The sequence below is a fragment of the Paraburkholderia sp. BR14320 genome (assembly GCF_040948665.1).
Classification (GTDB): domain Bacteria; phylum Pseudomonadota; class Gammaproteobacteria; order Burkholderiales; family Burkholderiaceae; genus Paraburkholderia; species Paraburkholderia youngii.
Map to the genome: position 1 here is coordinate 106,705 of NZ_JBFPKG010000007.1, position 25,466 is coordinate 132,170.

The 25,466-nt window shown below is 61.8% G+C and carries 24 protein-coding genes; 13 read left to right on the forward strand and 11 right to left on the reverse strand.

Annotation, left to right across the window (positions count from 1 at the left end):
• Positions 1–27 precede the first annotated feature (27 nt).
• The 5 genes from coxB (at position 28) to AB3X89_RS09850 (ending at position 5,263) form a co-directional block, all read left to right on the forward strand.
• Positions 28–714: a cytochrome c oxidase subunit II gene (gene coxB / locus AB3X89_RS09830; RefSeq protein WP_368583060.1), complete on the forward strand. Its 687-nt coding sequence runs from the start codon at positions 28–30 to the stop codon at positions 712–714.
• Complete coding sequence (ctaD, locus tag AB3X89_RS09835; protein ID WP_368583062.1) at positions 711–3,248, forward strand: cytochrome c oxidase subunit I; 2,538 nt, start codon at positions 711–713, stop codon at positions 3,246–3,248. Before coxB ends, ctaD begins: the two co-directional genes overlap by 4 nt.
• Positions 3,245–3,580: a hypothetical protein gene (locus AB3X89_RS09840; RefSeq protein ID WP_368583064.1), complete on the forward strand. Its 336-nt coding sequence runs from the start codon at positions 3,245–3,247 to the stop codon at positions 3,578–3,580. Before ctaD ends, AB3X89_RS09840 begins: the two co-directional genes overlap by 4 nt.
• A gap of 193 nt (positions 3,581–3,773) precedes the next feature.
• On the forward strand, positions 3,774–4,544 hold the full coding sequence (locus AB3X89_RS09845) for a tetratricopeptide repeat protein (protein ID WP_368583066.1): 771 nt from the start codon (positions 3,774–3,776) through the stop codon (positions 4,542–4,544).
• 20 nt (positions 4,545–4,564) lie between these two features.
• Positions 4,565–5,263 carry a hypothetical protein gene (locus AB3X89_RS09850; RefSeq protein WP_368583067.1) on the forward strand — a complete coding sequence of 233 codons (699 nt, stop codon included), beginning with the start codon at positions 4,565–4,567 and terminating at the stop codon, positions 5,261–5,263.
• Between the two features lie 411 nt (positions 5,264–5,674).
• Here the strand turns inward: AB3X89_RS09850 and AB3X89_RS09855 are convergent, their stop codons facing one another.
• Positions 5,675–5,917 (reverse strand): hypothetical protein, encoded by a 243-nt coding sequence (locus tag AB3X89_RS09855; RefSeq protein ID WP_368583069.1) that lies wholly within the window; start codon positions 5,915–5,917, stop codon positions 5,675–5,677.
• A gap of 22 nt (positions 5,918–5,939) precedes the next feature.
• On the opposite strand from AB3X89_RS09855, the gene AB3X89_RS09860 reads away from it, so the two are divergent.
• Both AB3X89_RS09860 and AB3X89_RS09865 read left to right on the forward strand, forming a co-directional pair.
• A complete protein-coding gene (locus tag AB3X89_RS09860; protein ID WP_368583071.1) occupies positions 5,940–7,718 on the forward strand; it encodes an arabinofuranosidase catalytic domain-containing protein in 1,779 nt (592 codons plus the stop codon).
• A gap of 267 nt (positions 7,719–7,985) precedes the next feature.
• Positions 7,986–8,369, forward strand: coding sequence for a hypothetical protein (locus AB3X89_RS09865; protein ID WP_368583073.1), 384 nt, complete (start codon positions 7,986–7,988; stop codon positions 8,367–8,369).
• Positions 8,370–8,436: 67 nt separating this feature from the next.
• Here AB3X89_RS09865 and AB3X89_RS09870 read toward each other — a convergent pair whose 3' ends face one another.
• Complete coding sequence (locus AB3X89_RS09870) at positions 8,437–9,792, reverse strand: MFS transporter (protein ID WP_368583075.1); 1,356 nt, start codon at positions 9,790–9,792, stop codon at positions 8,437–8,439.
• Positions 9,793–10,058: 266 nt separating this feature from the next.
• On the opposite strand from AB3X89_RS09870, the gene AB3X89_RS09875 reads away from it, so the two are divergent.
• On the forward strand, positions 10,059–11,171 hold the full coding sequence (locus AB3X89_RS09875) for a poly(3-hydroxybutyrate) depolymerase (RefSeq protein ID WP_368583077.1): 1,113 nt from the start codon (positions 10,059–10,061) through the stop codon (positions 11,169–11,171).
• A 27-nt stretch (positions 11,172–11,198) separates the two neighbouring features.
• On the opposite strand, the gene eutA is transcribed toward AB3X89_RS09875, so the two are convergent.
• From eutA to ehuA, 5 genes are all read right to left on the reverse strand, one after another.
• A complete protein-coding gene (gene eutA, locus AB3X89_RS09880) occupies positions 11,199–11,972 on the reverse strand; it encodes an ectoine utilization protein EutA (protein WP_368583078.1) in 774 nt (257 codons plus the stop codon).
• A gap of 3 nt (positions 11,973–11,975) precedes the next feature.
• Positions 11,976–12,635 (reverse strand): ectoine/hydroxyectoine ABC transporter permease subunit EhuD, encoded by a 660-nt coding sequence (gene ehuD / locus AB3X89_RS09885; RefSeq protein ID WP_368583080.1) that lies wholly within the window; start codon positions 12,633–12,635, stop codon positions 11,976–11,978.
• A 4-nt stretch (positions 12,636–12,639) separates the two neighbouring features.
• A complete protein-coding gene (gene ehuC / locus AB3X89_RS09890) occupies positions 12,640–13,299 on the reverse strand; it encodes an ectoine/hydroxyectoine ABC transporter permease subunit EhuC (protein ID WP_368583082.1) in 660 nt (219 codons plus the stop codon).
• A gap of 74 nt (positions 13,300–13,373) precedes the next feature.
• A complete protein-coding gene (gene ehuB, locus AB3X89_RS09895) occupies positions 13,374–14,216 on the reverse strand; it encodes an ectoine/hydroxyectoine ABC transporter substrate-binding protein EhuB (RefSeq protein WP_368583084.1) in 843 nt (280 codons plus the stop codon).
• 83 nt (positions 14,217–14,299) lie between these two features.
• Complete coding sequence (gene ehuA, locus AB3X89_RS09900) at positions 14,300–15,202, reverse strand: ectoine/hydroxyectoine ABC transporter ATP-binding protein EhuA (RefSeq protein WP_368583085.1); 903 nt, start codon at positions 15,200–15,202, stop codon at positions 14,300–14,302.
• Between the two features lie 332 nt (positions 15,203–15,534).
• Here ehuA and doeA point away from each other — a divergent pair, with 332 nt between their 5' ends.
• The 5 genes from doeA (at position 15,535) to AB3X89_RS09925 (ending at position 20,718) form a co-directional block, all read left to right on the forward strand.
• On the forward strand, positions 15,535–16,755 hold the full coding sequence (doeA, locus tag AB3X89_RS09905) for an ectoine hydrolase DoeA (RefSeq protein ID WP_368583087.1): 1,221 nt from the start codon (positions 15,535–15,537) through the stop codon (positions 16,753–16,755).
• Between the two features lie 65 nt (positions 16,756–16,820).
• Entirely contained in the window at positions 16,821–17,912 is a 1,092-nt protein-coding gene (locus AB3X89_RS09910; RefSeq protein WP_368583089.1) for an alcohol dehydrogenase family protein, read from the forward strand.
• Positions 17,913–18,136: 224 nt separating this feature from the next.
• The gene (locus AB3X89_RS09915) at positions 18,137–18,586 is read left to right on the forward strand and encodes a hypothetical protein (RefSeq protein WP_368583090.1); all 450 of its coding nucleotides are present in this window, start codon (positions 18,137–18,139) and stop codon (positions 18,584–18,586) included.
• Between the two features lie 49 nt (positions 18,587–18,635).
• Positions 18,636–19,142 carry a paar repeat-containing protein gene (locus AB3X89_RS09920; RefSeq protein WP_368583091.1) on the forward strand — a complete coding sequence of 169 codons (507 nt, stop codon included), beginning with the start codon at positions 18,636–18,638 and terminating at the stop codon, positions 19,140–19,142.
• A gap of 1,171 nt (positions 19,143–20,313) precedes the next feature.
• Entirely contained in the window at positions 20,314–20,718 is a 405-nt protein-coding gene (locus tag AB3X89_RS09925) for a hypothetical protein (protein ID WP_368583093.1), read from the forward strand.
• A gap of 56 nt (positions 20,719–20,774) precedes the next feature.
• On the opposite strand, the gene AB3X89_RS09930 is transcribed toward AB3X89_RS09925, so the two are convergent.
• The 4 genes from AB3X89_RS09930 to doeB all read right to left on the reverse strand — a co-directional run bounded on the left by AB3X89_RS09930 (position 20,775) and on the right by doeB (position 25,433).
• Complete coding sequence (locus AB3X89_RS09930; protein WP_018433302.1) at positions 20,775–22,172, reverse strand: aspartate aminotransferase family protein; 1,398 nt, start codon at positions 22,170–22,172, stop codon at positions 20,775–20,777.
• Between the two features lie 44 nt (positions 22,173–22,216).
• Entirely contained in the window at positions 22,217–23,740 is a 1,524-nt protein-coding gene (locus AB3X89_RS09935) for an NAD-dependent succinate-semialdehyde dehydrogenase (protein WP_368583095.1), read from the reverse strand.
• A 168-nt stretch (positions 23,741–23,908) separates the two neighbouring features.
• A complete protein-coding gene (locus AB3X89_RS09940) occupies positions 23,909–24,400 on the reverse strand; it encodes an Lrp/AsnC family transcriptional regulator (protein WP_368583099.1) in 492 nt (163 codons plus the stop codon).
• Between the two features lie 7 nt (positions 24,401–24,407).
• On the reverse strand, positions 24,408–25,433 hold the full coding sequence (doeB, locus tag AB3X89_RS09945) for a N(2)-acetyl-L-2,4-diaminobutanoate deacetylase DoeB (RefSeq protein WP_368583101.1): 1,026 nt from the start codon (positions 25,431–25,433) through the stop codon (positions 24,408–24,410).
• Between the last annotated feature and the right edge of the window lie 33 nt (positions 25,434–25,466).

The following is a 25,466-nucleotide window of genomic DNA, read 5'->3' on the forward strand; positions in this document are numbered from 1 at the left end:
CCTGGTGCTGCAAACCATCATAGCTGCTTGCGTCTGGCGGTCCAAGCCGGATCGCTCGCCACGTTGTCCGGCTGCACGGGGCCGCTGTCGACGCTCGAACCATCGGGTCCGGCCGCCGCATCGATCGCCGGGCTATGGTGGGTGATGCTGGCCGGCGCCGCGATCCTGTTCGCGATGGTGCTCGTGCTGTTTCTGCTGACGGTGTTCCGGCCCGGCTGGGGCTCGCATGTGCCGCCCGCGCGCTGGATCGTGCTCGGCGGTCTCGTGCTGCCCGCGGTGATCCTGATTCCGTTGATCTGCTACGCGCTGTACGCGGGCGAGTTGTTGCTGCCGCTGCTTGCGCATGCGCCCCCGCGCATCGAGGCGATTGCGCAGCAATGGCGATGGACCTTCCGCTATCCGGAACTCGGCAACGTCGAAACCGACAACGTTCTGCATCTGCCCGCTCGCACGCCGGTCGACATCACCGTGACCAGCATGGACGTCGTGCACGCGTTCTGGATTCCGCGTTTCGCGGGCAAGATCGACGCCGTGCCGGGCCACCACAACCTGCTTCGGATCGAGGCCGACGAGCCCGGCCGGTACGCCGGACAATGCAATGAGTTTTGCGGCATCGGTCACGCGGGGATGCACTTCACCGTGATCGTCGATCGTCCGGAAGATTTTCCGGCTGCGGTCAAGAGCGCCGCCGCCAACGGGGAGGTGAAGAAATGAGTGTGCCCGTCGAGCCGCCAACACAGGGCATCACCGCGCTGCGGCTGCATCGCCAGCTTGCCGCGATCTGGGGCACCGGGCCGGGCGTACAGAAGCTCGCGGCGGTCAACCATACGATCCTCGGCATGCGCATGATGATCACGTCGTTCGTGTTCTTCGCGATCGCCGGGATTCTCGGCATGCTCACGCGTGTACAACTCGCGACACCGCATGCGGCCTTCATGGATGTCGAGACCTATAACCAGGTCTTCACGATGCATGGATCGATGATGCTGTTCCTGTTCGCGATCCCGATGGTCGAAAGCTTCGCGGTCTATCTGACGCCGAAGATTCTCGGCACGCGCGATTTCGCGTTTCCGCGCCTGACCGCTTACGGCTACTGGTGCTATCTGTTCGGCGGCACGATCCTGACCGTGTCGCTGATTCTGCGCAGCGCGCCCGACGGCGGCTGGTTCATGTACACGCCGCTCAGCTCCAATGTGTACACGCCCGGGTTGAACGCCGACGTATGGCTGCTCGGCATCACGTTCGTCGAAATTTCGGCATTGTCACTCGCGATGGAGATCGTCGTGTCGATCCTGAAGATGCGCGCGCCGGGCATGTCGCTCGATCGGATGCCGATCTTCGCGTGGTACATCCTCGTCACGGCGATGATGATGATCGTCGCGTTTCCGCCGCTGATTCTCGGCTCGATCCTGCTCGAGGTGGAGCGCGCGTTCAACCTGCCGTTCTTCGATCCGACGCGTGGCGGCGATCCGCTGCTGTGGCAGCACCTGTTCTGGCTATTCGGCCACCCCGACGTCTACATCATCTTTCTGCCGATGGCCGGCGTGCTATCGACGATGATCCCCGTGTTCGCGCGACGCCGCCTGATCGGCTATCGCGCGATCGTCGTCGCGATCATCGCGCTCGCGTTCCTGAGCTTCGGCATCTGGGTGCACCACATGTTCACGGTGGGCATTCCGCATCTGGCGCTCGCATTCTTCTCGGCGGGCTCGGCGATCGTCGCGGTGCCCACCGCGATCCAGTTCTTCGCGTGGCTCGCCACGCTGTCGCACGGCCGCCCGCGCTGGGATGTGCCAATGCTGTACATCTTCGGCTTCTTCTTCGTGTTCACGTGCGGCGGGCTCACAGGCGTGATGCTCGCGATCGTGCCGTTCGACTGGCAGGCGCACGACACCTACTTCGTCGTCGCGCACATGCACTACGTGGTGGCCGGCGCGCTGGCGTTTCCGATGCTCGCCGCGTTCTATTACTGGCTGCCGCTGCTGACCGGGCGCACCGCCGTGCATAAGCTTTCCGTGCCGGCGTTCTGGCTCGTGTTCATCGGCTTCAACATGACGTTCTTCATGATGCACCTGACTGGCCTGCTCGGAATGCCGCGGCGCATCTTCACATATAGCGGCGACGAAGGCTGGAACGGGCTCAATCTGCTGTCGTCGGTGGGCAGCTTCGTGATGACGATCGGCTTTGCGCTCGTCGTGATCGACATCATCGTGCAATTGCGTTTCGGCCAACGGGTGCGGCGCAACCCGTGGCAATCGACCACGCTCGAATGGGCGATGCCGATTCCGCCCGCGCCGTATGCGTTCGCGTCGATCCCACACATCGACGCCGAATCCGAAAAGGTCCCGCCCGGCCAGCTGGCTACCTCGCTCGCGCGCGGGGAAGGCTATCTCGGCTTCACGCGCAACGGCTGGCAGGAGGCGCTAGGCGTGCATATGACTTCGGGCGTGCCCGAGCAGCTGATCGTGCTGCCGAACTCGACGTATCTGCCACTCGCCACCGCACTCGTGACCGCGGCGGCGGTGCTCGCAATGCTGTTCAAGTTCTATCTGCTGTCGGTTGCATTCGCGTTCGCGACGTTCGGTCTCTTCATCTACGCAGGCCAGAGCGCGGGGCACGCGCGCGATTACGGCGCGCTGTCAGTCGGGCGCGGCGTCAGCGTCCCGCCGCATACCGAGGTGGCCGGTGCGCCGTCATGGCTTTCGATGATCTGCGCGCTGGTCGCGGACGGCACGCTGTTCACGTCGCTGGTCTTCGGCACGTTCTATCTGTGGATCGCCGCGCCGAACTGGCCAGCCGCGGTCGCGCCGCATCCGAACCGTCTGCTCGCACTTGTCGCAGTCGTCGCGCTCGCGGTGGCCGCAGCCGCCACGCGTGGCTCGTTACGCGCGGCCGCCGCCGAACGCAAACCGCACGGCACGATCGGGCTCTCCGCGATCGCGCTGATCGTCGCGCTCGTCGCCTGCGTGATGCTGATCGACGGCGTGACACCGAATCCGCGCGAGCATGCGCTCGGCGCGACGGCCGCGGCGCTACTCACGTATATCGCGGTTCACGCGGGCGTCGGGCTGCTGTTCCTGATCAGCAACGTGCTGCGCGTCGGCGCGGGCTTCGTTTCCGCGCGGCGCCTGACCGATCTGCGCCTCACGCGCCTGTGGGTCGATTACACGCTGGCGACGGGCATCGTCGCGCTCGGACTCGTGCTCGCGTTGCCGAGCCTCGTCGCCATGCTGGGAGCCAGACCATGAATGCGCGTCCGCTTTCGCCACGTCGGTTGTGGTGGCTCGCTGTCGGCTTCACGATCTGGTGTCTCGCGTTCGTGATCCTGTATGCGCTGCATGCGATCGGCTGCGCGTTCGCGTGGCCGGCCGGCCCGCTGCGCGCGAGTCTTGCGATCATTCTGCTGCTGCATTTGGTCGCACTCGGCTGGCTATGGCGCTATCGCGCCGTGACCCGCGACCCTGGACCCGAACGCATCAGCTCGTTCATGCATACCGTCGTCGTCTGGACCCTGATCGCGGCGCTGGTCGCGAGCGTGATCACCTTCGGGCCCGCGCTGCTGCTCACCACCTGCGTCTGAACGTGGACTGAAAAGGGCGAGTGCGGCTGCGAACCGGGTAAGGACGAGCACCGATGCAGTCCGCTCGTGCTACTGTACGGCGGCAAGACCTGGGACTCGTTGACGCTCGGCGAACTGAATGTGCCGCGCATCCGCTACCATTCCGAGCGCTATAGTTTCGTCGCTTTTCTTCATGCTCGAAGGTTGAATCGATATGCCCTACTTCTTTGGAATTGGACTTCACGTTTTCATTGCGATCTTTTTCGCTATTCACGCGATGCGCAATAACCAGGGCATCTACTGGCTATTCATTCTGTTTGCCTTTCCGCTGCTCGGCAGCGTCGTGTACTTCTTCGCGATCTATCTGCCGGGTCTGCGCCATACGCGCGGCGCGCGAGTGGCCACGCAGGCGATCACCCAATTCGTCGATCCGAATCGCGCGCTGCGTGAAGCACGCGCCGCTTTCGAGCGCTCGCCGACCGTGCAGCATCGGATGCGGCTCGGCGAGGCCTTGCTCGCGGCCGGCAATCCGCGTGAAGCACTCGAACATTTTCAGGCCGCGGCGAATGGCCCCTTTGCGAACGATCCAGCGCTACTGATAGGTCTCGCGCGCTCGCAGTTCGCGCTCGGCAACTACACGGCCGCCGATACAATATTGGCGAATCTGTTCTCGATCAATCCGCACGCGCGCAATCAGGGCGAGCCGGCGCTGCTGTACGCGCGCACGCTGGCTGCGCTGAACGCGCCGGGTGCGCGAGCGGCATTCGAACACTCGCTGACCTGCGCAACCGATGTCGCGCCGCGCTGCCTGTTCGCCGACTGGCTCGCCGCGCAACCGGAAGACGCGGACCGCCGCCGCGCCGGTGCGCTCTACGCGGAAATCGTGCAGGACGCCAAACATTGGCCGCGCCACGCGCGCGAACACAATCGCGAGTGGCTGCAGCGGGCGCAGGCCGCGTTGGCAGCCGGTGCGGCTCGAACGTGAGCATGCCGAGGAGAACATCGATGCGACGCGCAACCCGGTCTTTCGCTTTGGCGCTGTATGCCGCGATGGCGGCGACGGCTTTCGGTAGCGGCGGCGCGTCGACTTCCGCGCAGGCCGCTGGCACCGGCAAGCCGTTCAAATGGCCCGCCTCGTTCGTCGTGCTCGGCGATGGCTATCCGCACTCGGGCGATGTCTGCCGGCGGCTCGGCGAGTCGGCCGCGACCGCGAACTATCTCGATCATATGGCGATGCTGGTCGGTTGCCCCGGTCCGCGCGACAGCGCCGCCGTGCGCGCGATCGTCGAGCACCAGCGGCGCGCGCGCGTGGTCGGCGCAGCGGATGGCGTGACGCTGATTTCGATTTCCACGGAAGGCGCTCAGACCAGCTCGCAGAATGGCCACGTACCCGTGAAGGAATCGGCGATCAGCGCGAGCGGCACGCTGCCGTGTGAGCGCGGCAACGGACAGACCAGAACGATGTGCAAGTTCGGCGTCGTGCATCACAGCGATCGATCGACAACGGTCGTGGTCTACTGGCCCGACGGCATGACGCGAGCCATTTTCTTCGGCGTAAACGGCCGCGTGATGGGCACAGCCGCGTCCGCGAGCGATCAGCCGACGCCCGTCGACACGCTGACGCGCAAACATGCCGGCATCAATCTGATTTCGGTCGGTAACGAACGCTATGAAATCGAGGACACAGTTCTGTCCGGCGGTTGACTTGCGTTGAAGTACATCGGCGCAAGCCATGCGCGGGTGAAGTTCTGATTCGCCGCGCGTCACTTTCACTTCTATTCCCCTTGCTTCACGGCGTCGCGCTGATTCGACACGGCGGGCGCAATCACGTCATCGCGGCAGCACGCCGCGTGTCGCACCGGTCAAAATATTAGTAATAATTCCGTAAAGTCCCGCAGGTATGCGGAATGCGTATGCCGCATACAGCCTAGATTCCTTCATTCTACCGATGCTCGCATGCGGGATTACCCCATGCAAGCAAATCGATATTCTTGACTAATATTATTACCTGCCAGGTTCGACGCCAGCCCCACGGGCTCCCTTGCGAAGCAACCAACACCATAACGACTCTTTATCCCGATCCGTAGGCCTAAGTATTTCCAACCAATCAGCGGTTCAACAGGAGGAGGTCATGATGTCGAGAAGAATAGGATTAGTGGCGGTCTGGCTGGCGATGGCCGTCGGACTCGCCGCGTGCAATGGCGACAATAGCGGCGTATCGACATCGCCGGTGGCGAACGCAGCCACGTCGAACGCGGCGGTATCCAGCAACGCATCGCAATCGAATTCGAACGCATCGGCGAACAACAACTCGACGACTCCCCCACTGCCCTGCGACGCCGCCGCGACTGCCAACACGCCCTGCTCCGCCGCTCACAGCGTGACCCGGCTACTGACGAAGAACTACACCGGCCCGCTGTTCCAGATTCAACGCGCGTCCGACAACACGACGCTCGACGTCTATCCGTACACCAACAGCACGCTGAAGGGCGGCGACCGCTCGCTGGTCGGCTCGGCGAATGTGCAGAGCGCGCAATCCTTCTGCAACAACACGACCTGCTCGGTTACCTACATCTACGATCAGATAGATCTGGTCGCGCCGCTGAAAAACGGCGCGTTCGGCAATGTCCCGGCGACGCTGACGCTGAACCAGGACGGCACTGAATCGCTGACGGTACAGAACGGCAGCAAAACCACCACCGTGCCGGTCCTCAACGGCTTCGCGACGATCACGCTGCCCGGCACCGCCGGCACCCTGACCGTGCAACTGCTGCAACCGCCGAGCGCGTTGACCGCACAGGCGCCGACGCAGCAACTGACGATCGGCAACGACTTGCCCGCGCTCCCCGGCACACCGGCCAGGCTCGGGTTCGTCACGACGAACGGCGTGCAGATTGCTGCTCTCGGCACGCTCGCCGGGCAGGCCTATCGGAAACGCTTCGGCACGGTGAACCAGTCGATCGGCGATAGCGAAATCGCCGAGTACATGGTCGCTGGCGCGCACTACAGCCAATCGTCGACCTGCTGCGGCACCTACGGCAACATGGAAAGCAGCGCGAATCCGAGCACCTATGCGCACGGCGAAATCGAAGGCGAAATGTTCGCGCTCGCGTTCTCTAACGGCAATGCGGCCGTGTTCGGCTATTGCGACGGCGACTCGATTCAGCCGTCGAACGTGAAGGATCCGGTGTGCAATGCGCTCGACACCAACTGGCCGGGTGTGGATGCCGAAGCCGGCGTCTATCTGTACGGCCCGCAGCAGCCCGCGCAAGAGAAGTTCGTTACGGTGCTGTCGAAGTACTCGCCGGTCAACGCGTCGAATCTGTTCGCGGTCAAAGGCGGGTCAGCCTCGCAAAGCGTGTTGACGTCGCTGTACGATCAGGCGCCGCCTGAAGCGCTGATCTTCGGCAACGATGCCGGTCACGCATTCAACGGCCAATGGCAAGGCGGTCTGTCGCTCGGCGAAGGCGGTGATGGCAGCGCCGCGCCGATCCAGTTCTTCGAAGGCGCGATCATCACGAAGGCGACGTCCGATACGACCGACAACGCGATCCAGTCCAGCATCGCCAGCTTCTACGGACCGCCGGCCGACGCAGCCGCGTCGGCCTGCTATGCGAACAACCTGATCAATTCGCCACTCAGTCTCGCGACGCCGGATGCGTGGTTCCAGTCGAACGGCGGCACCGCCGTGCCCGCGACCGACATCTCCGGCGTCAATCGTGGCGCCGCGACGGTCACAAGCACGAATGGTTCGTCCGTGTCGAACATCCACGAAGTGATCCGGGTACAGGGCGGCCAGTCGTACACGTTCACCGACTATGTGCTCGCCACCACCAACGCAACGGTGTTCCCCGGCGGCTCGATCCAGACCGACGACCCGAGCGGCACCGAGTTCGGCTGGGTACTGAACACGAACACCGGCGCGATCGTGCGCGGCACGTGGGGCGCGGGACAAGCAACGGCGCTAAGCGCGGTGAAATCCGGCAACTGGTGGAAAGTGACGATGACGCTTACCGCACCGACGGGATCGAACAATGCACAGGTGTTCATCGATCCGCCGACGTCGAACAGCGCAGGCGTGCGCTCGCAGCAGGCCGCGTATCTGAGCGCGACGCACTACTGCCCGAGCCTCGCGATCCTGAGCGGCGCGAAGTCGTAAGCATGATCAGTGCGACGCAGTTATCGGTGATTCGTTGACGCGTCGCGCGATCGAAGGCACACTCGCTCTCTATGCAAGCCCTCACGACTCACCCGATCGCAAAGCATCATCATGCGCATGCCCGCGTGGGACTGCCTGTGGGGACTCGCATACGCATACGCCGCTAGACATCATTCGCAGCGACATGCGCCACAAAGCCCCGCCGGCAACGACGGGGCTTTTTGTTTTTCACGACCTTATCCGCTCATCGAACGAAGGATTGCCGCCATGACACAGGAAGCACAGACACCTGCCGTATCGAAGAACTTTGCGACGCCCATCGACCTTTACCGCGCCCTTTCGCGCGTATGGGCCGGCGATACGTCGAGCCCGACCCACGCTTGGTTGTCGACGAATCCGGCACAGAATCATTGCGGCGTGACGTCTCTGATCGTGCAGGACTGCTTCGGTGGCGAGATTCTGACGACGCGAACGTCCGGCGGCACACACTTCTACAACCTGATCGACGGCAAGAGATGGGATCTGACCGTCAGTCAGTTTGCCGAGCCGATTCCATTCGACGATACGCTTTCGAGTCGCGAGGCGGCGTTCGCGGATACGTCGCGTGAGAAATATGAACTGCTGAAGTCGAGGCTCGCGAAAGCCAGCTGAAATAAACGCTCAATCGAACATGCGTGGCCAAACCGCGTCGATATGCGGCTGGCCACGCTAGCTGACTTCAACCTACCACTTCCTGCTTCCCCGGAATGCCCTGTCCGCGCAACGAACAGCCGCGCGTTTCAGGCACGAAGACGAGCGCAATCGCACCAACGACGCACGCCGCCATCATGTAGTAGGCAGGCACCAGCGCATTGCCCGTATGCGCGACCAGCCATTCGTTCGCCATCGGCGCGGTACCGCCGAAGATCGACGTCGACACGTTATACGCAATCGCCATCCCTGCGTAACGGACCTGCGTGGGGAACATTGCGGGGAACATCGCCGAGATGCTGGCCAATTGCGGCACGTACAACAGCCCGAGCACCGCAAAGCCGATGAACGCGCCGGTTACGCTCAGCTTCATCAGCAGGAACATCGGAATCGCCGCGACGAACAGGCCGACCAACGAAAACCACCACACGTTCTTGCGTCCGACGCGATCCGAGAACGTGCCCGCAAACGGCAGGAACACCATCATCGCGAGCATGCCGATCAGCGGCACGAGCAGGGACATGTTGTCGCTCATGCCAAGCTGCTTCTGCATGAAGGTCGGCATATAGGCGAGCAGCACGTAGTTGACGACATTCAAAGCAACCACGAGTCCGCCGAGCTGGATCAGAGGTCTCCAATAGTCGCTCAGCAACGCCTTCAGCGTGACGCAGCTATGCTGCTCCTTGTGCATCGTTTCTTCGAGCTCGCGAAAGACCGGCGTGTCTTCGAGCTTGGAGCGCAGATAGAAGCCGATCAGGCCAAGCGGTGCCGCAATCAGAAACGGCAAACGCCATCCCCATGCATGCATCGCCGTGTTGCCGAGTACGACCGAGCAACCGAGCATCAGAAACGCGCCGAGCGAGAACCCCGACAGCGTCGCGAATTCGAGGAAGCTGCCGCAAAAGCCGCGCTTCTTGTCGGGCGCGTATTCGGCCATGAAAGTCGCCGCGCCGCCATATTCGCCCCCCGTCGAAAAGCCCTGGATCATTCGCAGCACGACGAGGATCGCCGGTGCCCACCAGCCAATGCTCGCGTAAGTCGGCACGAGTCCGACCAGCAGCGTTGCCACCGACATCAGGATGATCGTCAACGCGAGCACGTGCTTGCGGCCGAGGCGATCGCCGAGCGGCCCCCAGAACAGGCCGCCTAACGGACGCACGAGAAACGAAATGGCGAACGTCGCGAGTGCGAACAACGTAGCCTGCGAAGTGCTGCCGGGGAACAACGCGGCCGAAATGTAGCTGAGGCCATAGGCGTAGATACCGTAGTCAAACCACTCGGTTGCATTGCCGAGCGCCGATGCGGCGATCGCGCGCCGCAGCAAGCTGCGCGCTTGCGCTTGCGGTTGCGCGCTCTGCGCGGTCCATGAATGTGCGTAATGCATGTCTCCTCCTGGGATGTCTCTATGCGACACAGGCAACGTCGCCCGAATCCACGATACCGGCGGCACACTTCTGCAACGATGTTCTAGGACGATGCAGGCATCGGGGTTTTCCATAAAGCCCGCACTGGATGCGGTAATCCGTACGTGTGCGTTGGCGATGAGTCGCGCACGATCGGGAAAAACAACACGATTCGGGTGCTATGACGCTTTAAAATTTCGAGCCGTCGTTCGTTCTACCGATAAGCATTCGAGTGCGAGGCCACCCGGTGAAAGCAGCGCTCCGCATATGTGTCACCGCTTTGTCGATGCCGTCGGCAGGCTGTTACGCCGAAGCTGCCAGCTATCCGCCATTGCCGGCGCTCAACATCGATATCTCGCAGACCTCCGTCTCCGGCCTCTCGGCGGGAGGGTTCATGGCGGTGCAACTGGCGCTCGCGTACTCGTCGATCATCAAGGGCGTGGGCGTCGTTGCGGCCGGTCCGTACTATTGCTCGCAAAACCGCCTTCTGATTGCCACGACCCGGTGCTCATGCACCATCGGACCGGCGAGCGCCTGCCGGGTCTCGCCTGACAGCACCAATGTGCCGCGGCTCGTCTCGATGGCCAGGACGTTTTCCGCCAATCGCCTGATTGACGATATCTCCGGGATCGCGGGCCAACGAATCGTCACGATATCGGGAGCGAAAGATGCGACCGTGCCTACGCCCATCGTCGCTCAGTTGCAGGCGTTCTATGCGGCGCTCGGCGTGCCGGCACAGAACATGACTCGAATCGGCATCGCCGATGCGGGCCACACGATGCCCACCCTCGACTACGGCGTGGCCTGCGCGAAAAGCGAATCGCCGTTCATCGGCAAGTGCAACGTCGATGGCGCGAAGCAGATACTGGGCTGGATCTACGGACCTGCTCCGCTCGCGCCGCCTGCCGCGGCAACGCCACCGGGACGCTTCATCCGCTTCGATCAGAGCCGTTATCTACCGGCCAACCGGCCAGCGAGCTTTTTTCGCAGGACGGGCATGGACACCACCGGATGGCTGTATGTACCGGGCACATGCGATGCGGGTGCGCCGTGCCGGCTGCACGTTGCGCTGCACGGCTGTCGGCAGGGTCAGGCCTATGTCCCGCTCGGCTCACCGACCGGCCTCTCCTACGGCACCACGTTCGTCCGGCACGCGGGCTATACGCAGTGGGCGGACAACAACCGTATCGTCGTGCTATATCCGCAGGCGGTATCGATTCCAATAACCAACCCGAACGGATGCTGGGACTGGTGGGGATATACCGGCCGACATTTCGCCGATCAGCAAGGCGTTCAGATGCGCGCGATCCGCAACATGATCGAACGGCTCACGTCGGGAACGTCGGGCGCACGCCACTGAGTGGCTGAAAGCCCGACGTCATTCGCATCAGCGCATCAGCAACGGCAGCGTCATCAAACGCCCCTGCTCCGGCCTCGCGTCGTTCTCGCCGCACAGCCGCAAACACATCCATGCGGTCGCGAGATTGCTGCTCACCACCGGCTTGCCCGTAGCCTCTTCGATTCGCGCGATGATCCGCGCGGCTCGCACCGCGGTGCACGAGATAAACAGCGCGTCGGAGTCCCGCGCCGTCGCCTCGCGCGCAAAGGCGACGATGTCGTCGTGCGAAATCCGTGCCATCTCCCGGTCGTCGGTCAAACCGACGCATGAGAAGCGATCGATCGCGAAGCCTTGCGCGGCGAAGTACTCCGCCATTGGCCCGCTCGTTTCGGCCGTGTACGGCGTCAGCACGCTGATACGCCGCGCGCCGAGCGCGTCGAGCGCAGTGACCGCGGCCGCCGTTGGAGTGACCACTCTGGCCGATGGCTTCGCCGCATGAATAGCGCTCTCGATCTGCGCATCACCGATCATCACGGACGCCGACGTGCACGAATACATTACGACGTCGAGCGTTTCGTCGGGCAGAATCAGCGCCGCGCCCGCGGTCAGTGACGGTTGCATCGCGCGCAGATTGTCGGGCGTGACCGGGTTCGCATACGGCACGCGATTCACGTAAATGCCGATATGCTCGTTCGCAACGAGTGCCGCGAAATCCGGCTCGGTGGTGTGATCGGTCGCGAGAATCACGAGGCCGATACGTTTGTCGAAAGCGCGTTCGACCAGATGCGGCGCTCGCTCGAACTGCCGAATAGTTATTTGCATCGTTCAATGCCCCGGAGCCGGAAACCGCTTTTCAAGTACGCGCACAAAGGCTACCGCAATCAGGCTGATGATCAGGAACAGCGCCCCGACCAGCGTCATCGGCTCCAGATAGCGGTAGTCCGTATTCGCGATGATCTTCGCCTGATTCATCAATTCCAGGACCGTGATCGCCGACAGCAACGGCGTTTCCTTGAACATCGAGATCAGGTAATTGGCGAGCGCGGGCACCATCGGCGGCACCGCTTCGGGCAGGATCACGTGCTGCCAGGTTTGCGCGGGGCTCAGATTGCAGGCCTTTGCGGCTTCCCATTGCCCGCGCGGAATACTTTCGATGCCGGCACGATAGACCTCGGCCGCATATGTCGCGTAATGCACGCCGATTGCGAGCACACCGGCCGCGAGCGCCGGCATCCGGATGCCGATGTCGGGCAGCACGTAGAACACGAAATACAGCTGCACGAGCAGCGGCGTGCCGCGAATAAAGCCCGCAACCGCCGACGTGCCGCGCGACACCACGCGATTCGGCGCCAGCCGCAAAATGGCAATCACCATGCCGACCACGGCCGCCACCACCGCGCCCAGCAATGTAGCGAGCACGGTGATCTCCAGGCCTTGCAGCAGGATCGGCAGAATCTCGCGCACGAAGCTCCAGTCCCATTCCATTCGTCTATCTCCTGATGCGGTCGAGACCGAAACTCATCCGGCTTTCCAGCTTGCGCATACCGAACGAGATCAGACAGGCCATGCCGAAGTACAGCGCGAGAATCGTCGCGAACGGGATCAACGTATTGCCGGTTTGCGAGCGCACCACTTGCGCCTGGAAGGTCATGTCGCCGAGCGAAATCAGCGATACGACGGCCGTGCCCTTCAGCAGCTCGATCGCGTTGTTGCCGAAGGTGGGCAGCATCAGCGGCAACGCTTGCGGCAGGATCACGTGCCGCATGCGCTGATAGCGGGAAAGATTCAAAGCGATGCACGCGCTGCGCTGCTCATGGCCGATCGCGGCGACCGCGCCGCGCACCACTTCGGCGCCGTACGCGCCGACGTTCAGCCCAAGCGCGAGCACGCCGGCCTGCAGCGGCGTCAGCGTGAGGCCGGCCATCGGTAACACGAAGTACGCCCAGAACAGCTGCACGAATATCGACGTGCCGCGAAAGAACTCGATATACGACGTGGCCAACGCGCGCACCACGAAGAAGCGCGACAGGCGCCCGAGCCCCGCGACGAACGCCATGACGAGCGCGAGTACCGCGCCCATCAGCGTCAGTTCGACGGTTGTCCGCGCCCCCTGCAAAATCAGCTGCAAATAACCGGACCAGTGGTTCATCGACGCACCTCGCGCGCAATGTATCGGAGGCCATGCGCGCGACCGTGCCGCGCGCATGGCGTGCTATCGCGGCCTCAGTTCTTCGCCGCGCACTGTTGTTCGCGGCTCGCCGACATCGCCGCCTTCGCCGAGAAGCCATAGGGCTCGACGATCTTCGCGAACTCGCCGGAATCCTTCATCTTCTTCAGCTCGACATCGAACGCATCGCGCAGCGCGGTGTCCTGCTTGCGAAACGCGACGCCGTCGCATTGCACCGGCGTGTTCTGCACCGGCGCGATCGAATCGAGGTTCGGGTCTTTCGCCTTTGAAAGCAGATCGGTGATCGAAAGAAGCGGCAACGCGAATACGTCGATGCGGCCGTCCTGCAGCATCTTCAGACCGCTTTGCCCGTCCGGCACGATGATCACGCGATCGGTCGGAATGTTCGCGGCGGTCGCGAGCTTCTGCTCGGTCGTGCCGCCTTCCACACCGATCACCGCTTTCGGATCTTTCGCGATTTCCTCGTAGGTCTTGATGCTCTTCGTATTGCCTTTCTTGACCGCGAACGCTTCGACCGCGCACAGCACCGGCTGCGAATAGGCGACGGCCGCGCAACGCTGCGGCGTCATGAACAGCCCCGCCGCAATCGCGTCATGCCGGCCGGCCGCGAGGCCCGGAATCATCGCGCCATACTCGGAGACCGACGCGACGACGTCGTTGACGCCCAGCTTCTTGAACCCCGCGCGCGCGACATCGGGCGCCGCGCCCGTCACTTTGCCGTCGGCGCCGACTGCGGTGAACGGCGGCTCGTTCGCGATCGCGATGCGCGCGAACCCTTGCTGGCGCAGCTGCGTGAGCTTGTCGTCGGCGGCATATGCGAGGCTCGCGAGCGTCAGCAGAGACAACCCTCCCGCAATCAGAATCCCCTTCAGCTTCATGATCTCTGGCTCCTATGGCGTAGTGGTATGACGTAGTAGTGGGTGATGTGCAGCATGGGAAAAACAATCTGTTGCGGCTCGGCTCAGATTCGATGCCCCGCGGCGAGGATCTTGCGCAGGAAGGTCTGGGTCCGTTCGTGCGTGGGATGCGTGAAGATGTCCTCGGGCTTGCCTTCCTCGACGATCCTGCCGCGATCGAAAAACAGCACGCGGTCGGCGAAATCGTGCGCGAAGCCCATTTCGTGCGTGACGAGCAGCATCGTCATATCGGTTTCGCGCGCGAGCCGTTGCATCACGTTCAGGACTTCCTCGACGAGTTCGGGGTCGAGCGCGGACGTCACTTCGTCGAACAGCATGATTCGCGGCGCGAGCGCGAGCGCCCGCGCGATCGCCACGCGCTGCTTCTGCCCGCCCGACAGTTGTGCGGGACGGCTTTTCGCCTTGTCGGCCATGCCGACCATGTCGAGCAGTTCCAGCGCGCGCTTCTCCGCCGACTCGCGGCTCTCGCCCTTCGTCAGCATCGGCGCGAGCGTCACGTTGTCGAGCACGCTCTTGTGCGGAAACAGATTGAAGTGCTGAAACACCATCCCGATCTTCTCGCGCATCTTTTGCAGATGCCTTTCGTTCGCGGGCACCATCTGGCCGCCACGCGGCATATGAAACAGTTGTTCGCCGTCCACCTCGATATGGCCGCCGTCGATCGTCTCGAGCGTCATCAGGATGCGCAGGATCGTCGTCTTGCCCGATCCCGACGGACCGATCAGCGCCAGCTTCTCGCCGGGCATCACGTCGAGCGATAGTTCGTCGAGCACGGTCAGCGCGCCATATCGTTTCGTGATCCGGTCGAGTCGGATCAACGGCTTATTCGCTGGGCTTTGGTCGCGGCGCGCCTGAGTGTTTGCGGGCGTCGCCGTACGCTCCGAGGAAAGACTTGCCGGGGCGATACCTGAGGCACTCAATAGATCGGTAACTCGCGCAGTGTTCATATCGATTCGATCCCGTTCGTCGTACGTGATTTGAGTCAATGGAATGCGGCTGCGGCGCCGGAAATGCCAGTGATGCGAACCAGAATACGCAGCCATATTTGCAAACCAGATTGCTCTAGAACAATTCTTTTTTTCGCGCGGACCAAGGCGAGCGAAGGGTGCACTGCAACAAGACCACAAGCATGCTTCGATAACGTCACCAACATTGAACTAGCACATTCGGAGGCGTTTTTTCGCGGCATTAGACTGCGGCGAGAAATACCCGTGGCGCGGCATTCACGTGCACCGCGCGCCACTTCCCGCAACGACGTCACGCTCAGAGAGAGGGGAAGATGTCAGATACGACGCAACAGGAATCGCGAATTGAGGTGCCCGTCGTGCGCCTGCCGTTCGAACGCGACGAATACGCCGCGCGTCTTGCCAAGACGCGCAAGGCGATGCAGGCGGCCGGCATCGAGCTATTGATCGTGTCGGACCCGACCAATATGGCCTGGCTCACCGGCTATGACGGCTGGTCGTTTTACGTGCATCAGTGCGTGCTGCTCGCGCTCGATGGCGAGCCGGTCTGGTTCGGCCGCGGTCAGGACGCGAATGGTGCAAAGCGCACCGTCTTCATGCAGCACGACCAGATCGTCGGCTATCCGGATCACTATGTGCAATCCACCGCGCGGCATCCGATGGACTATCTCGCGCGCGACGTGATCGCGGCGCGCGGCTGGGCCAACGCGAAGATCGGCGTCGAAATGGACAACTACTATTTCAGCGCCGCCGCTTATCGCTCGCTCGTCGCGCATCTGCCGGACGCGAAATGGCAGGACGCCACCGGCCTCGTCAACTGGCAGCGCGCGGTCAAATCGCTACGCGAGATCGAGTACATGCGCGTGGCCGCGCGCATCGTCGAGAAGATGCACGCGCATATCGTCGAGCGAATCGAGCCGGGCATGCGCAAGAATGACCTTGTCGCGGAGATCTACTCGGCAGGCATTACCGGCATCGACGGTCATGGCGGCGACTATCCGGCGATCGTGCCGCTGCTGCCGACCGGCGCCGACGCGGCCGCGCCGCATCTGACCTGGGACGACACGCCGTTCGCGAAGGACGCCGGCACGTTCTTCGAAATCGCCGGCTGCTTCAAGCGCTATCACTGCCCGCAGTCGCGCACCGTGTATCTGGGCAAACCGCCGAAGCATTTCATCGAGGGCGAGCGCGCGGTGGTCGAAGGAATCGAGGCCGGGCTTGCCGCGGCGAAACCGGGCAATACCTGCGAGGACATCGCCAATGCGTTTTTCGCGGTGCTGCATAAATACGGCATCGAGAAGAACAGCCGTTGTGGCTATCCGATCGGCGCGAGCTATCCGCCCGACTGGGGCGAGCGCACGATGAGCCTGCGTCCCGGGGACAAGACCGTCCTCGAACCGGGCATGACGTTCCACTTCATGCCGGGCCTGTGGCTCGACGACTGGGGCCTCGAAATCACCGAGAGCATCCTGATCACCAGGACCGGTGTCGAGACCTTCTGCCGGACGCCACGCAAGCTGTTCGTCAAACCGTAATCGCACGGGCGTCGTGCCCGCATCGACTCGCGAAGCACGATGCCCGTCCCGACAAGAGGGGAACCATGCTTCCGAAAACGATGAAGGCCGTCGTGCTGACCGGGCACGGCGGTCTCGACAAACTGGTCTATCGCGACGACGTGCCGGTGCCGTCCTGCGCGGCCGGCGAGGTACTGATCGATGTGACCGCCTGCGGTCTCAACAATACCGACGTGTGGGTCCGCCAGGGCGCCTACGGCACCGACGACGACCCACAAGCGGTCTCGACGTGGCGACGCGGCCGCTCGACGCTGACGTTTCCGCGCATTCAGGGCGCGGATATCGTCGGACGCGTGGTCGCGGTGGGTCGCGGCGTCAGCGATGCGCGTATCGGCGAGCGCGTGATCGTCGACGCGTCGATCTACAACCGCGACGACCACAGCCTCGCCGATATCGACTACATCGGTCACGGCCGCGACGGCGGCTACGCCGAATACACGGCCGTGCCCGCGGAAAACGCACATCGCGTCGACTCCACGTATTCCGACGCCGAGCTCGCGACGTTCTGGTGCGCTTATCACACCGGCGAGCAGATGATCGAGCGTGCAGCCGTGAAGCGCGGCGAAGCGGTGCTGATTACCGGTGCGTCCGGCGGCGTCGGCTCGGCCATCATCCAGCTATGCCGCGCGCGCGGCGCAATTCCGTATGCGGTGGTCAGCAAGGGCAAGGAAGAAGCGGTGCTCGCGCTCGGCGCGCAAAGCGTGATGCTGCGCGACAGCGGCGACTTCATCGCGGACGTCGAACGGATGACCGGCGGCCGGCCCGTCGACATGGTTGCGGATCTGGTTGGCGGGGCGCTGTTCGGCAAGCTGTTGAACGTGCTGCGGCCAGAGGGACGATATACGACCGCGGGCGCGATCGCCGGGCCGGTCGTGCAACTCGACTTGCGCACGATGTATCTGAAGCAATTGCAGTTGAACGGATCGTCGCAGGGCACGCGCGGCGCGTTCAGACGCGTGCTCGACTATATTCAGAGCGGTACGATTCGGCCGGTTCTCGCGGCGACTTATCCGCTGTCGAAGTTTCATGAGGCGCAGACGCGGTTTATGGAAAAGCGCTTCGTGGGGAATATCGTTGTGATTCCGGATCGGCATTACGGCGACGAAGCTTCGCATTAACTCTCATTGCGATTAAAACACTGGCCGATGTATTACGGCCCTTCCCAGCTCTAGCCGCGCTTTGTCCATTTGCGAGCCCGCCTCTCATGGCGGGCTTTCTTTTTCGCGCGTAGCAGTCGTCGTCAATGTTTTTCAAGACAGTCTTATCTCGATTTAAAGCTGTTGACGTGGTTCGTTTCGATGGGTAAGTATCCGACATCGCCTGGAAATTCATGAGGAATCCAATGGAGAAACAGATTCGGGAAGGCACTGGAAAGCAGACCCAAGACGAAGAGGTCTGTGACCTTTGTCGCATTACCTATTCGATCTACGCCAACTTCCCGCCGATGCCGTCGGCACAGGCTTTGAATGCAGAAACCGGAGAGTTCTTTCCCTTTGACCGGCTGCGTTCGCTATCAACCGGTTATGACATGGCTAAAGCGCTAGGTTACGCATGGGCGTGTGATTGTCGCGGACGCACCCCAGTCACCAGGCGTATCAACTACAACGAGCAATTCCAACTTCTCGACACTCACACAGGTAAGCCTTTAGCAAACGTTGAATATGCGATCGAACGGGCAAGCGGCGATATAGAACATGGAATGACCGACGCGAGCGGCTATACGCACCGTCTTTCCATGACCGGTTCGGCTGAAGAAATCAATATCTATTGCAACCGGGCGAAACATGCCTAAGACCGTAATCTCCCCGTCGGGTAAGCATCTCAACCATGCCGCGCGAAGAATGACGACGAGTACCGCCGACAGCGCCGCGAAACAGGTTCGCGTTGCGTCACGACAGAAGACGCGCCTCGAAGAGAACGAGGAATATTTTAAAGATGCCAACGTCAAGGCGTTCCTCTATATGATTGGGAAATCTGAAGGCGGCGACTATCACGCGAAGTACGGGTGGTATCCGGGAAATACGACGTGGACCTTTACCGACGAATCAACTCACCCGGGGCCGGGTAAAGATGGACACACTACCGCTGCCGGTCTGTACCAGATTAACAGAGCCGCGTGGACCGAACATGGCAAGAAGGCGATGGGTCTCGACGATTTTTCCCCGCACACTCAGGACCTTATCGCGGTTGAAGACGTTCGCGTCCACAATGTAATTGACTCGGTGATGGCCGGGAACATTAAGCATGCCATTGAGAAGCTAAAGCCTCATGAATGGGTGTCCTTTCAGGTTCATGACTTTACGACTCTGAAGGCTTGGTTTATTGCGGGCGGTGGGACACCAAAATGAAAAATACTGCTATCGCGCTACTACTCGCAGGCCTTACGACTGGTCATACAGTTGCCTCAGAAATCTTGTTCGAGAATCGAACTGAAGACCCAACGAGCGGATGGGATCACGTCACTCATGCGTTCGCAAGCGCATTGATGAAACATGAAGAGCGAGCGCAGGATTTAACTGGCTATGCACAAGCGGGCGAGATACCGAAGGACCCAAGCACAAGGCTCGTATGGAAGACCGTCCCAATTAGCCTTAGGGGGCGGGAAATCCGATTCGTGCGGCCCACCTTGGACCCATATTTCGCACCTTTCTATGGCGCCCATCAATTCCAGCACTGGCTTGTTTCTAACGGGCGTATCCTGCATGAAGGAAACGCTGATGTTTTTCAGATCTTGCAAGTGGAGCATGATGGAATGCGAGACATCGCAGAGACGGCTTGTACGGCGATAACGTGTTACACAACCCAGTTTCGCTTCAATCAAAGAAGCGGTCGCTACGAAGCAGCATCTTGCCGAGCAAGCACAATTTCCAGCGGTTCTGATGCGGGTCCATGTACCTATAGCCGTCAGTGACAAGGCGGCGCGAAGCCGCCGCCATCCGAGGAGGAGCGTGCCAATGCATCGTCACAACGCTGTCGGCTCTCGCCGGGTCAAATTTTCTGGGCTATGAAATGAAAAGACTGCTTCCGCTCTTGTCGTGTCTCCCGCTTGCTGCTTTCGCACTAGATGGTACGGGCTCAGTCGATTTTGATTCATCTATCATGCCGCTATTAAATCAGAGCGCAGACTTAAGAGAACTCGTTCTCTGCAACTTCGATATCGTCAGCGATCCAATGGGAACGCGAATTGGAGACGTTCAATCGAAAGCTTTAGGGGGTTCCAGAATCGGGCCTTATTCGATGTGGACAAACTGGCGCGGGAATTCAGGTTCAAAACCAGTAGTTCTGACGATAAACACGCGGATAGATTTCATCGACTCGCGCGGCAGGAAGGTCAATGGAAATTTGCCTAAGGCAGTCCGCATTGAAGAGCATATCAATAGCGTGACGATAGGACCTGCGGAACAAGGGCAACCGGAGTCCGTTCCGGGAGGACTAAAGCACGGCATAGATTTAAAGGCATGCTCTTCCAGATCTTCTAGATCTTGAATCGTGAATAAAAGGATCTGTGCTCAAAGATTTATGGCTACGCTCGTCGGAGCGCTATTGATTCCGACCGCTTATGCGGATGGATCGGTCAGTTTTCACGGCGACATTGTTCCAATGCTCAAGGCGCGCGCTGAATTGGAACAGTTCATAACTGAAAACTTTTCAGTTACGGATACGGGATGGGGAAACAGGATAGGTAGCGCGACAATGCCGCATATGGGCGGCGCTCGGATGGGACCGTATAAATTTCAAGCCGTGTGGCATAGCTCCCACGGTGACGTCCCAGTTACGTTGATAATCGACACGAAGATCCGATTTCTCGACAGACACCGGCACGAAATCGTGGGCGGTGATCTGCGCGAAACACGATCGGTCAGCGAAACCTTGGATTCTATCGAAATTGAACCGCCTGACATCAATTCCGCCCGAAGTAAATAAAAGCCCCGACCACCTACCGCATAACGGCAGCCGGGGCTTTCTCACACCTCAGTTCATCAAAGCGAAGCAGCCGGCGCAAACACCTGCGACGCCACCTCATCCACCGCCTCGCGCGTCAGCTTCACAATCTCGTCCACATCACTGCGCGATGTCACCAGCGGCGGCGCAAAGCCGAGAATGTCGCCATGCGGCATCGCCCGCGCGATCAGTCCACGCTGCATCGCCGCAGCCGACACCCGCGGCCCGACCTTCAGCGCCGCATCGAACGGCGTGCGAAGATCCTTGTCGGCCATGAACTCCAGCGCGGCCAGCATGCCCTCGCCGCGCACTTCGCCGACGAGCGGATGTGAGTCGAACGCCGCATGCAATTGCTGGAGCAGATAAGCGCCGGTTTGCGCCGCATTCTGCGTCAGGTTCTCGCGCTCCAGAATGTCGAGGTTGGCGAGCGCCGCGGCCGCACAGATCGGATGGCCCGAATACGTCCAGCCATGCCCCAGCGCGCCCGATTCCTGCGATGCCTTATCGATCACATCCCACACGCCTTCGCTGACGATCACGCCCGACAGCGGCGCATACGCACTCGTCAAACCCTTCGCGACGGTGATCAGATCCGGCTGAATGCCGTAGTGCTGCGCGCCCATCTTCGAGCCGAGCCGGCCGAAACCGCACACCACCTCGTCGCAGATCAGCAGAATGTCGTGCTTCTTCAGGACCTGCTGGATCGCGGGCCAGTAACCGGCCGGCGGCGGTACGATGCCGCCCGTGCCCATCACCGGTTCGCCGATGAAGGCCGCGATCGTATCGGCGCCTTCACGCGCGATCAGCTTTTCGAGTTCATCGACGCAATACGCGACGAACTGCGTTTCGTTCATGCCCGCCGGCGCGCGACGATACCAGTGCGGACACACGGTGTGCTTGACGCGCTCGACCGGCAGATCGAAGAACTGATGGAAGCTCGGCAAGCCCGTGAGACTGCCGGTGACGATACCCGAGCCGTGATAGCCGCGGTCGCGCGAAATGATCTTCTTCTTGTTCGGGCGGCCCTTCACGTTGTTGTAGTACCAGACGAGCTTGATCTGCGTTTCGTTCGCGTCCGAACCCGACAGGCCGTAGTACACCTTCTTCATGCCCTTCGGCGACCAGTCGATGATGCGCGACGACAGCTCGATGATCGTATCGGTCGAGTGGCCGACATAGGTGTGGTAATAAGCGAGCTTCTTCGCCTGCTCGTAAATCGCGTCTGCCACTTCGGTGCGGCCGTAGCCGATGTTCACGCAGTAAAGGCCGGCAAATGCATCGATAAACGACTTGCCTTGATGGTCCTCGATACGGATGCCTTTCGCGCCGGTCACGATCCGGCCCGGCAGTGCGCCGCTCGCGTGATCGTGCGCGTGCGTCGACGGATGCATGAAGTGCGCGCGATCGGCGCTCAGCAGTTGATCGAATTTAGTCATGGGTCGCTCCTTCGTGTGATGTCTCGATGAATGAATCAGTAGGTTCAGGCCGTTGCGTCCGTCGCCATCGCGTGTGCCGCGGCACGAGCGGGGGCGCTGTCGCTGACCGGCAAGCCGAGCTGGCCAAGGCAGAAATAACGTGTCTCGACGAACGGCTCGAAGCCTTCGACGCCGCCTTCGCGTCCAAGCCCCGACGACTTGATGCCGCCGAACGGAATCGGCGCGCCGGTAAACTTCGCGCCGTTGATGGACACCATTGCGAAGTCGAGTCGGCGGATCAGTTGAAACACAGTGTTCAGATCTTTCGCGCAGACGTAGGCGGCGAGTCCGTACTCGGTGTCGTTCGCGCGTTCGACAACTTCGTCGAGCGAATCGAACGGCGAGACCGCCGAGATCGGCGCGAAGTTCTCTTCGTCATAAATGCGCATGCCGGGCGCAGCATCGGCCACCACGGTCGGCTCGAAGAACCAGCCGCCGCGCTCGTGCGCCGCGCCGCCTACCGTGATGCGCGCGCCTTTCTCACGCGCGTCGGCGACGCGCTGCACGGTCGAGTCGAACGCGGCCTGGTGCATCAGCGGGCCCACGTCCACGTGCGGGTCGAATGCGCTGCCCACTTTCAACGCCTTCACGGCATCGCTGTATCGCGCAACGAATGCTTCATACAACGGACGCGCGACGAAAATCCGGTTCGCCGCGCAGCAGTCCTGGCCCGAGGTCTGGAACTTCGCTGCAATCGCGACTCGCACGGCCTGTGCGAGGTCCGCATCTTCCGTCACGATGAAAGGCGCGTTGCCGCCCAGTTCTAGCGCGGTCTTCTTGATGCCTGCCTGCGCGGCCGTTTGCATCACCAGCGCACCGACGCGCGTCGAACCGGTGAAGCTGACCGAGCGCACGCGGCTATCCGAAACCAGCGTTTCCATCGCCATTTGCGGCTCGCCGAGCACGACGTTGAACACGCCCGCCGGAAAGCCCGCTTCTTCGGCGAGTTGCGCGAGCGCGAGCGCGGAGAACGGCGTCTCGTGCGCGGGCTTTGCGACCACCGTGCAACCTGCGGCGAGCGCGGCAGCGGCCTTGCGCGTGAGCATCGCGCACGGGAAATTCCACGGCGTGATCAGTGCGGCGACACCGACCGGCTCGATGATCGTGCCAAGATGCGCGCCATCGATATGCGTCGGAATCGTGCGTCCATTCAAACGCCGCACTTCATGCGCGAACCATTCGACGAAGCTCGCGCCATACGCGATTTCGCCGCGCGCTTCGGCAAGCGGCTTGCCCTGTTCGAGCGACAGAATCGCAGCGAGATCCTGCTGATGACGCAGGATCAGCTCATGCCAGCGCAATAGCAGCGCCGAACGTTTGGCGACCGGCACCCAGCGCCACGTGTCGAACGCGCGCTGCGCGGCATCGACCGCTGCGGTAATCTGCGCCGCATCGAGCATCGGCACATGGCCGAGTACTTCCTGATTCGAGGGATTCTGCACTGCGACGCTCGCGGCGCTCGCGCTATGAACCCAGCGTCCATCCACGTAGCACAGCGATTTGAATAGGACCGGATGACCCAGCAACATGACGACCTCCTGTGTGCGATGTTTCTGCTATCACTGTAGGTCCTGAGGCACTGCGGATTTTTTTGTTGTCGCGGTTGGAAGACCGCGTTTTTTCTGCAATTCGCCGTGTGATTGATGTTTTTTCGGGCGGGACTTTTGACCGTGTTTCGACCGCATTTGCCGCGCCATTCAACCGTTCTCGCCAATCGATTGTTCCGCCCAATCAGGCAGTCCTTCGGCGCCGCTTTTCACTACCTTCGTGACGATATAGGTGAAGTACTTTTCGATGCCCAATTCGTCGGTGAGCAACGCATCGATGAAGCGCTGATAGTGGTCGATATCGCGCGACAGCACGTGCATCACATAGTCGACGCCGCCGCCCGTCGCGAGGCATTGCACGACTTCCGGCGCGGCCGCGATGCGCTCCTCGAAGCGCCGCATGTCCGGCGCGGTATGACGCGCGAGTGTGACCTCGACCACCACGCGGCTGCCCTTGAACGCGCGCACCCAATCGATATCCGCGCGATACCCGCGAATCACGCCCTCTTCTTCGAGGCGCTTCACGCGCTCCCATGCCGGCGAAATCGACAGATTGATTTCCTCGGCGAGGCGCGACTTCGTGATGCGTCCGTCGCGCGCGAGAATGCGCAGAATCGCGAGATCGTAGCGGTCGAATTTCATCGCGCGTTCAGACCGTTACCGGTATGCCACGTTCGAGCACGTCTGCGACCACCGCAACCGTATCGCCGATCCGCACGAGCCCCGGAAAATGCCGCGCGGCCAGCATGCCCGCGCGTCGCGCGCGATATTCGACCGGCGCGGCGCCGGTGCGATTCGCATCGTAGACCCGCGCGATCACCTCGCCGTTATCGACCATCTGGCCGAGGTCCTTGCACAATTCGAGCAGACCATCGTGCTCGCTCGTCGTGTAGCAGGTGCCATCGGGCATATCGAGCAGCGTGGTCGTGCGTGGTGCGTTACGGCTCGATTCATCCTGCGCGATGATGCCCGCATGCTGCAGAAAGCCGCGCACACCGCGCTCGGTAATCGCCACGCTCTGCACCGTGGCCGTGCCACCGCCGCCAAGCTCGGTCGACACGAACACCTTGCCGGCTTCCTCGACGGCCGTGTCGTAAAGGCCGACGCTATCGAGTTCGAGCATTCGCATCGAGTACGGCGCGCCGAACGCGCGCATCGCCGCTTCGCAGCGCGCCTGCTGCGTCGCATCGGGCAGTACGTGAATCGCGGCGAACGGCACGAAGTCGAGCGTGCGGCCACCCGCGTGCAGATCGAGCACATAGTCGGCGAGCGGCAGCAGATAGCGCTGAAAATAATCGGCGATCTTCTCGGTCACGGTGCCGTCCGGCTTGCCCGGAAAACTGCGATTCAGATTGCCGCGATCGATCGGCGACGTGCGCGTGCCCGCGCGAAACGCCGGGAAATTCATGAAGGGCACGATGATCACGCGCCCGCGTACGTCTCTCGCCTTCAAGGTGGCGGCGAGCTTCGACAGCGCGATCGGCCCTTCGTATTCGTCGCCGTGGTTGCCGCCCGTTAGCAGTGCGGTCGGTCCCTCGCCGTTACGGATCACGGTGATGGGGATCATCTCCGCGCCCCACGCGGAGACGTCGTGAGAATGAGGCAGCTTCAGGAAACCATGCTGTTCGCCGTCGGCGTTGAAATCGACCGTCGGTTGAATCGGGGATGCCCGCATCTGTGCTACTCCTTCGTGAGCCGCTTGTGCGGC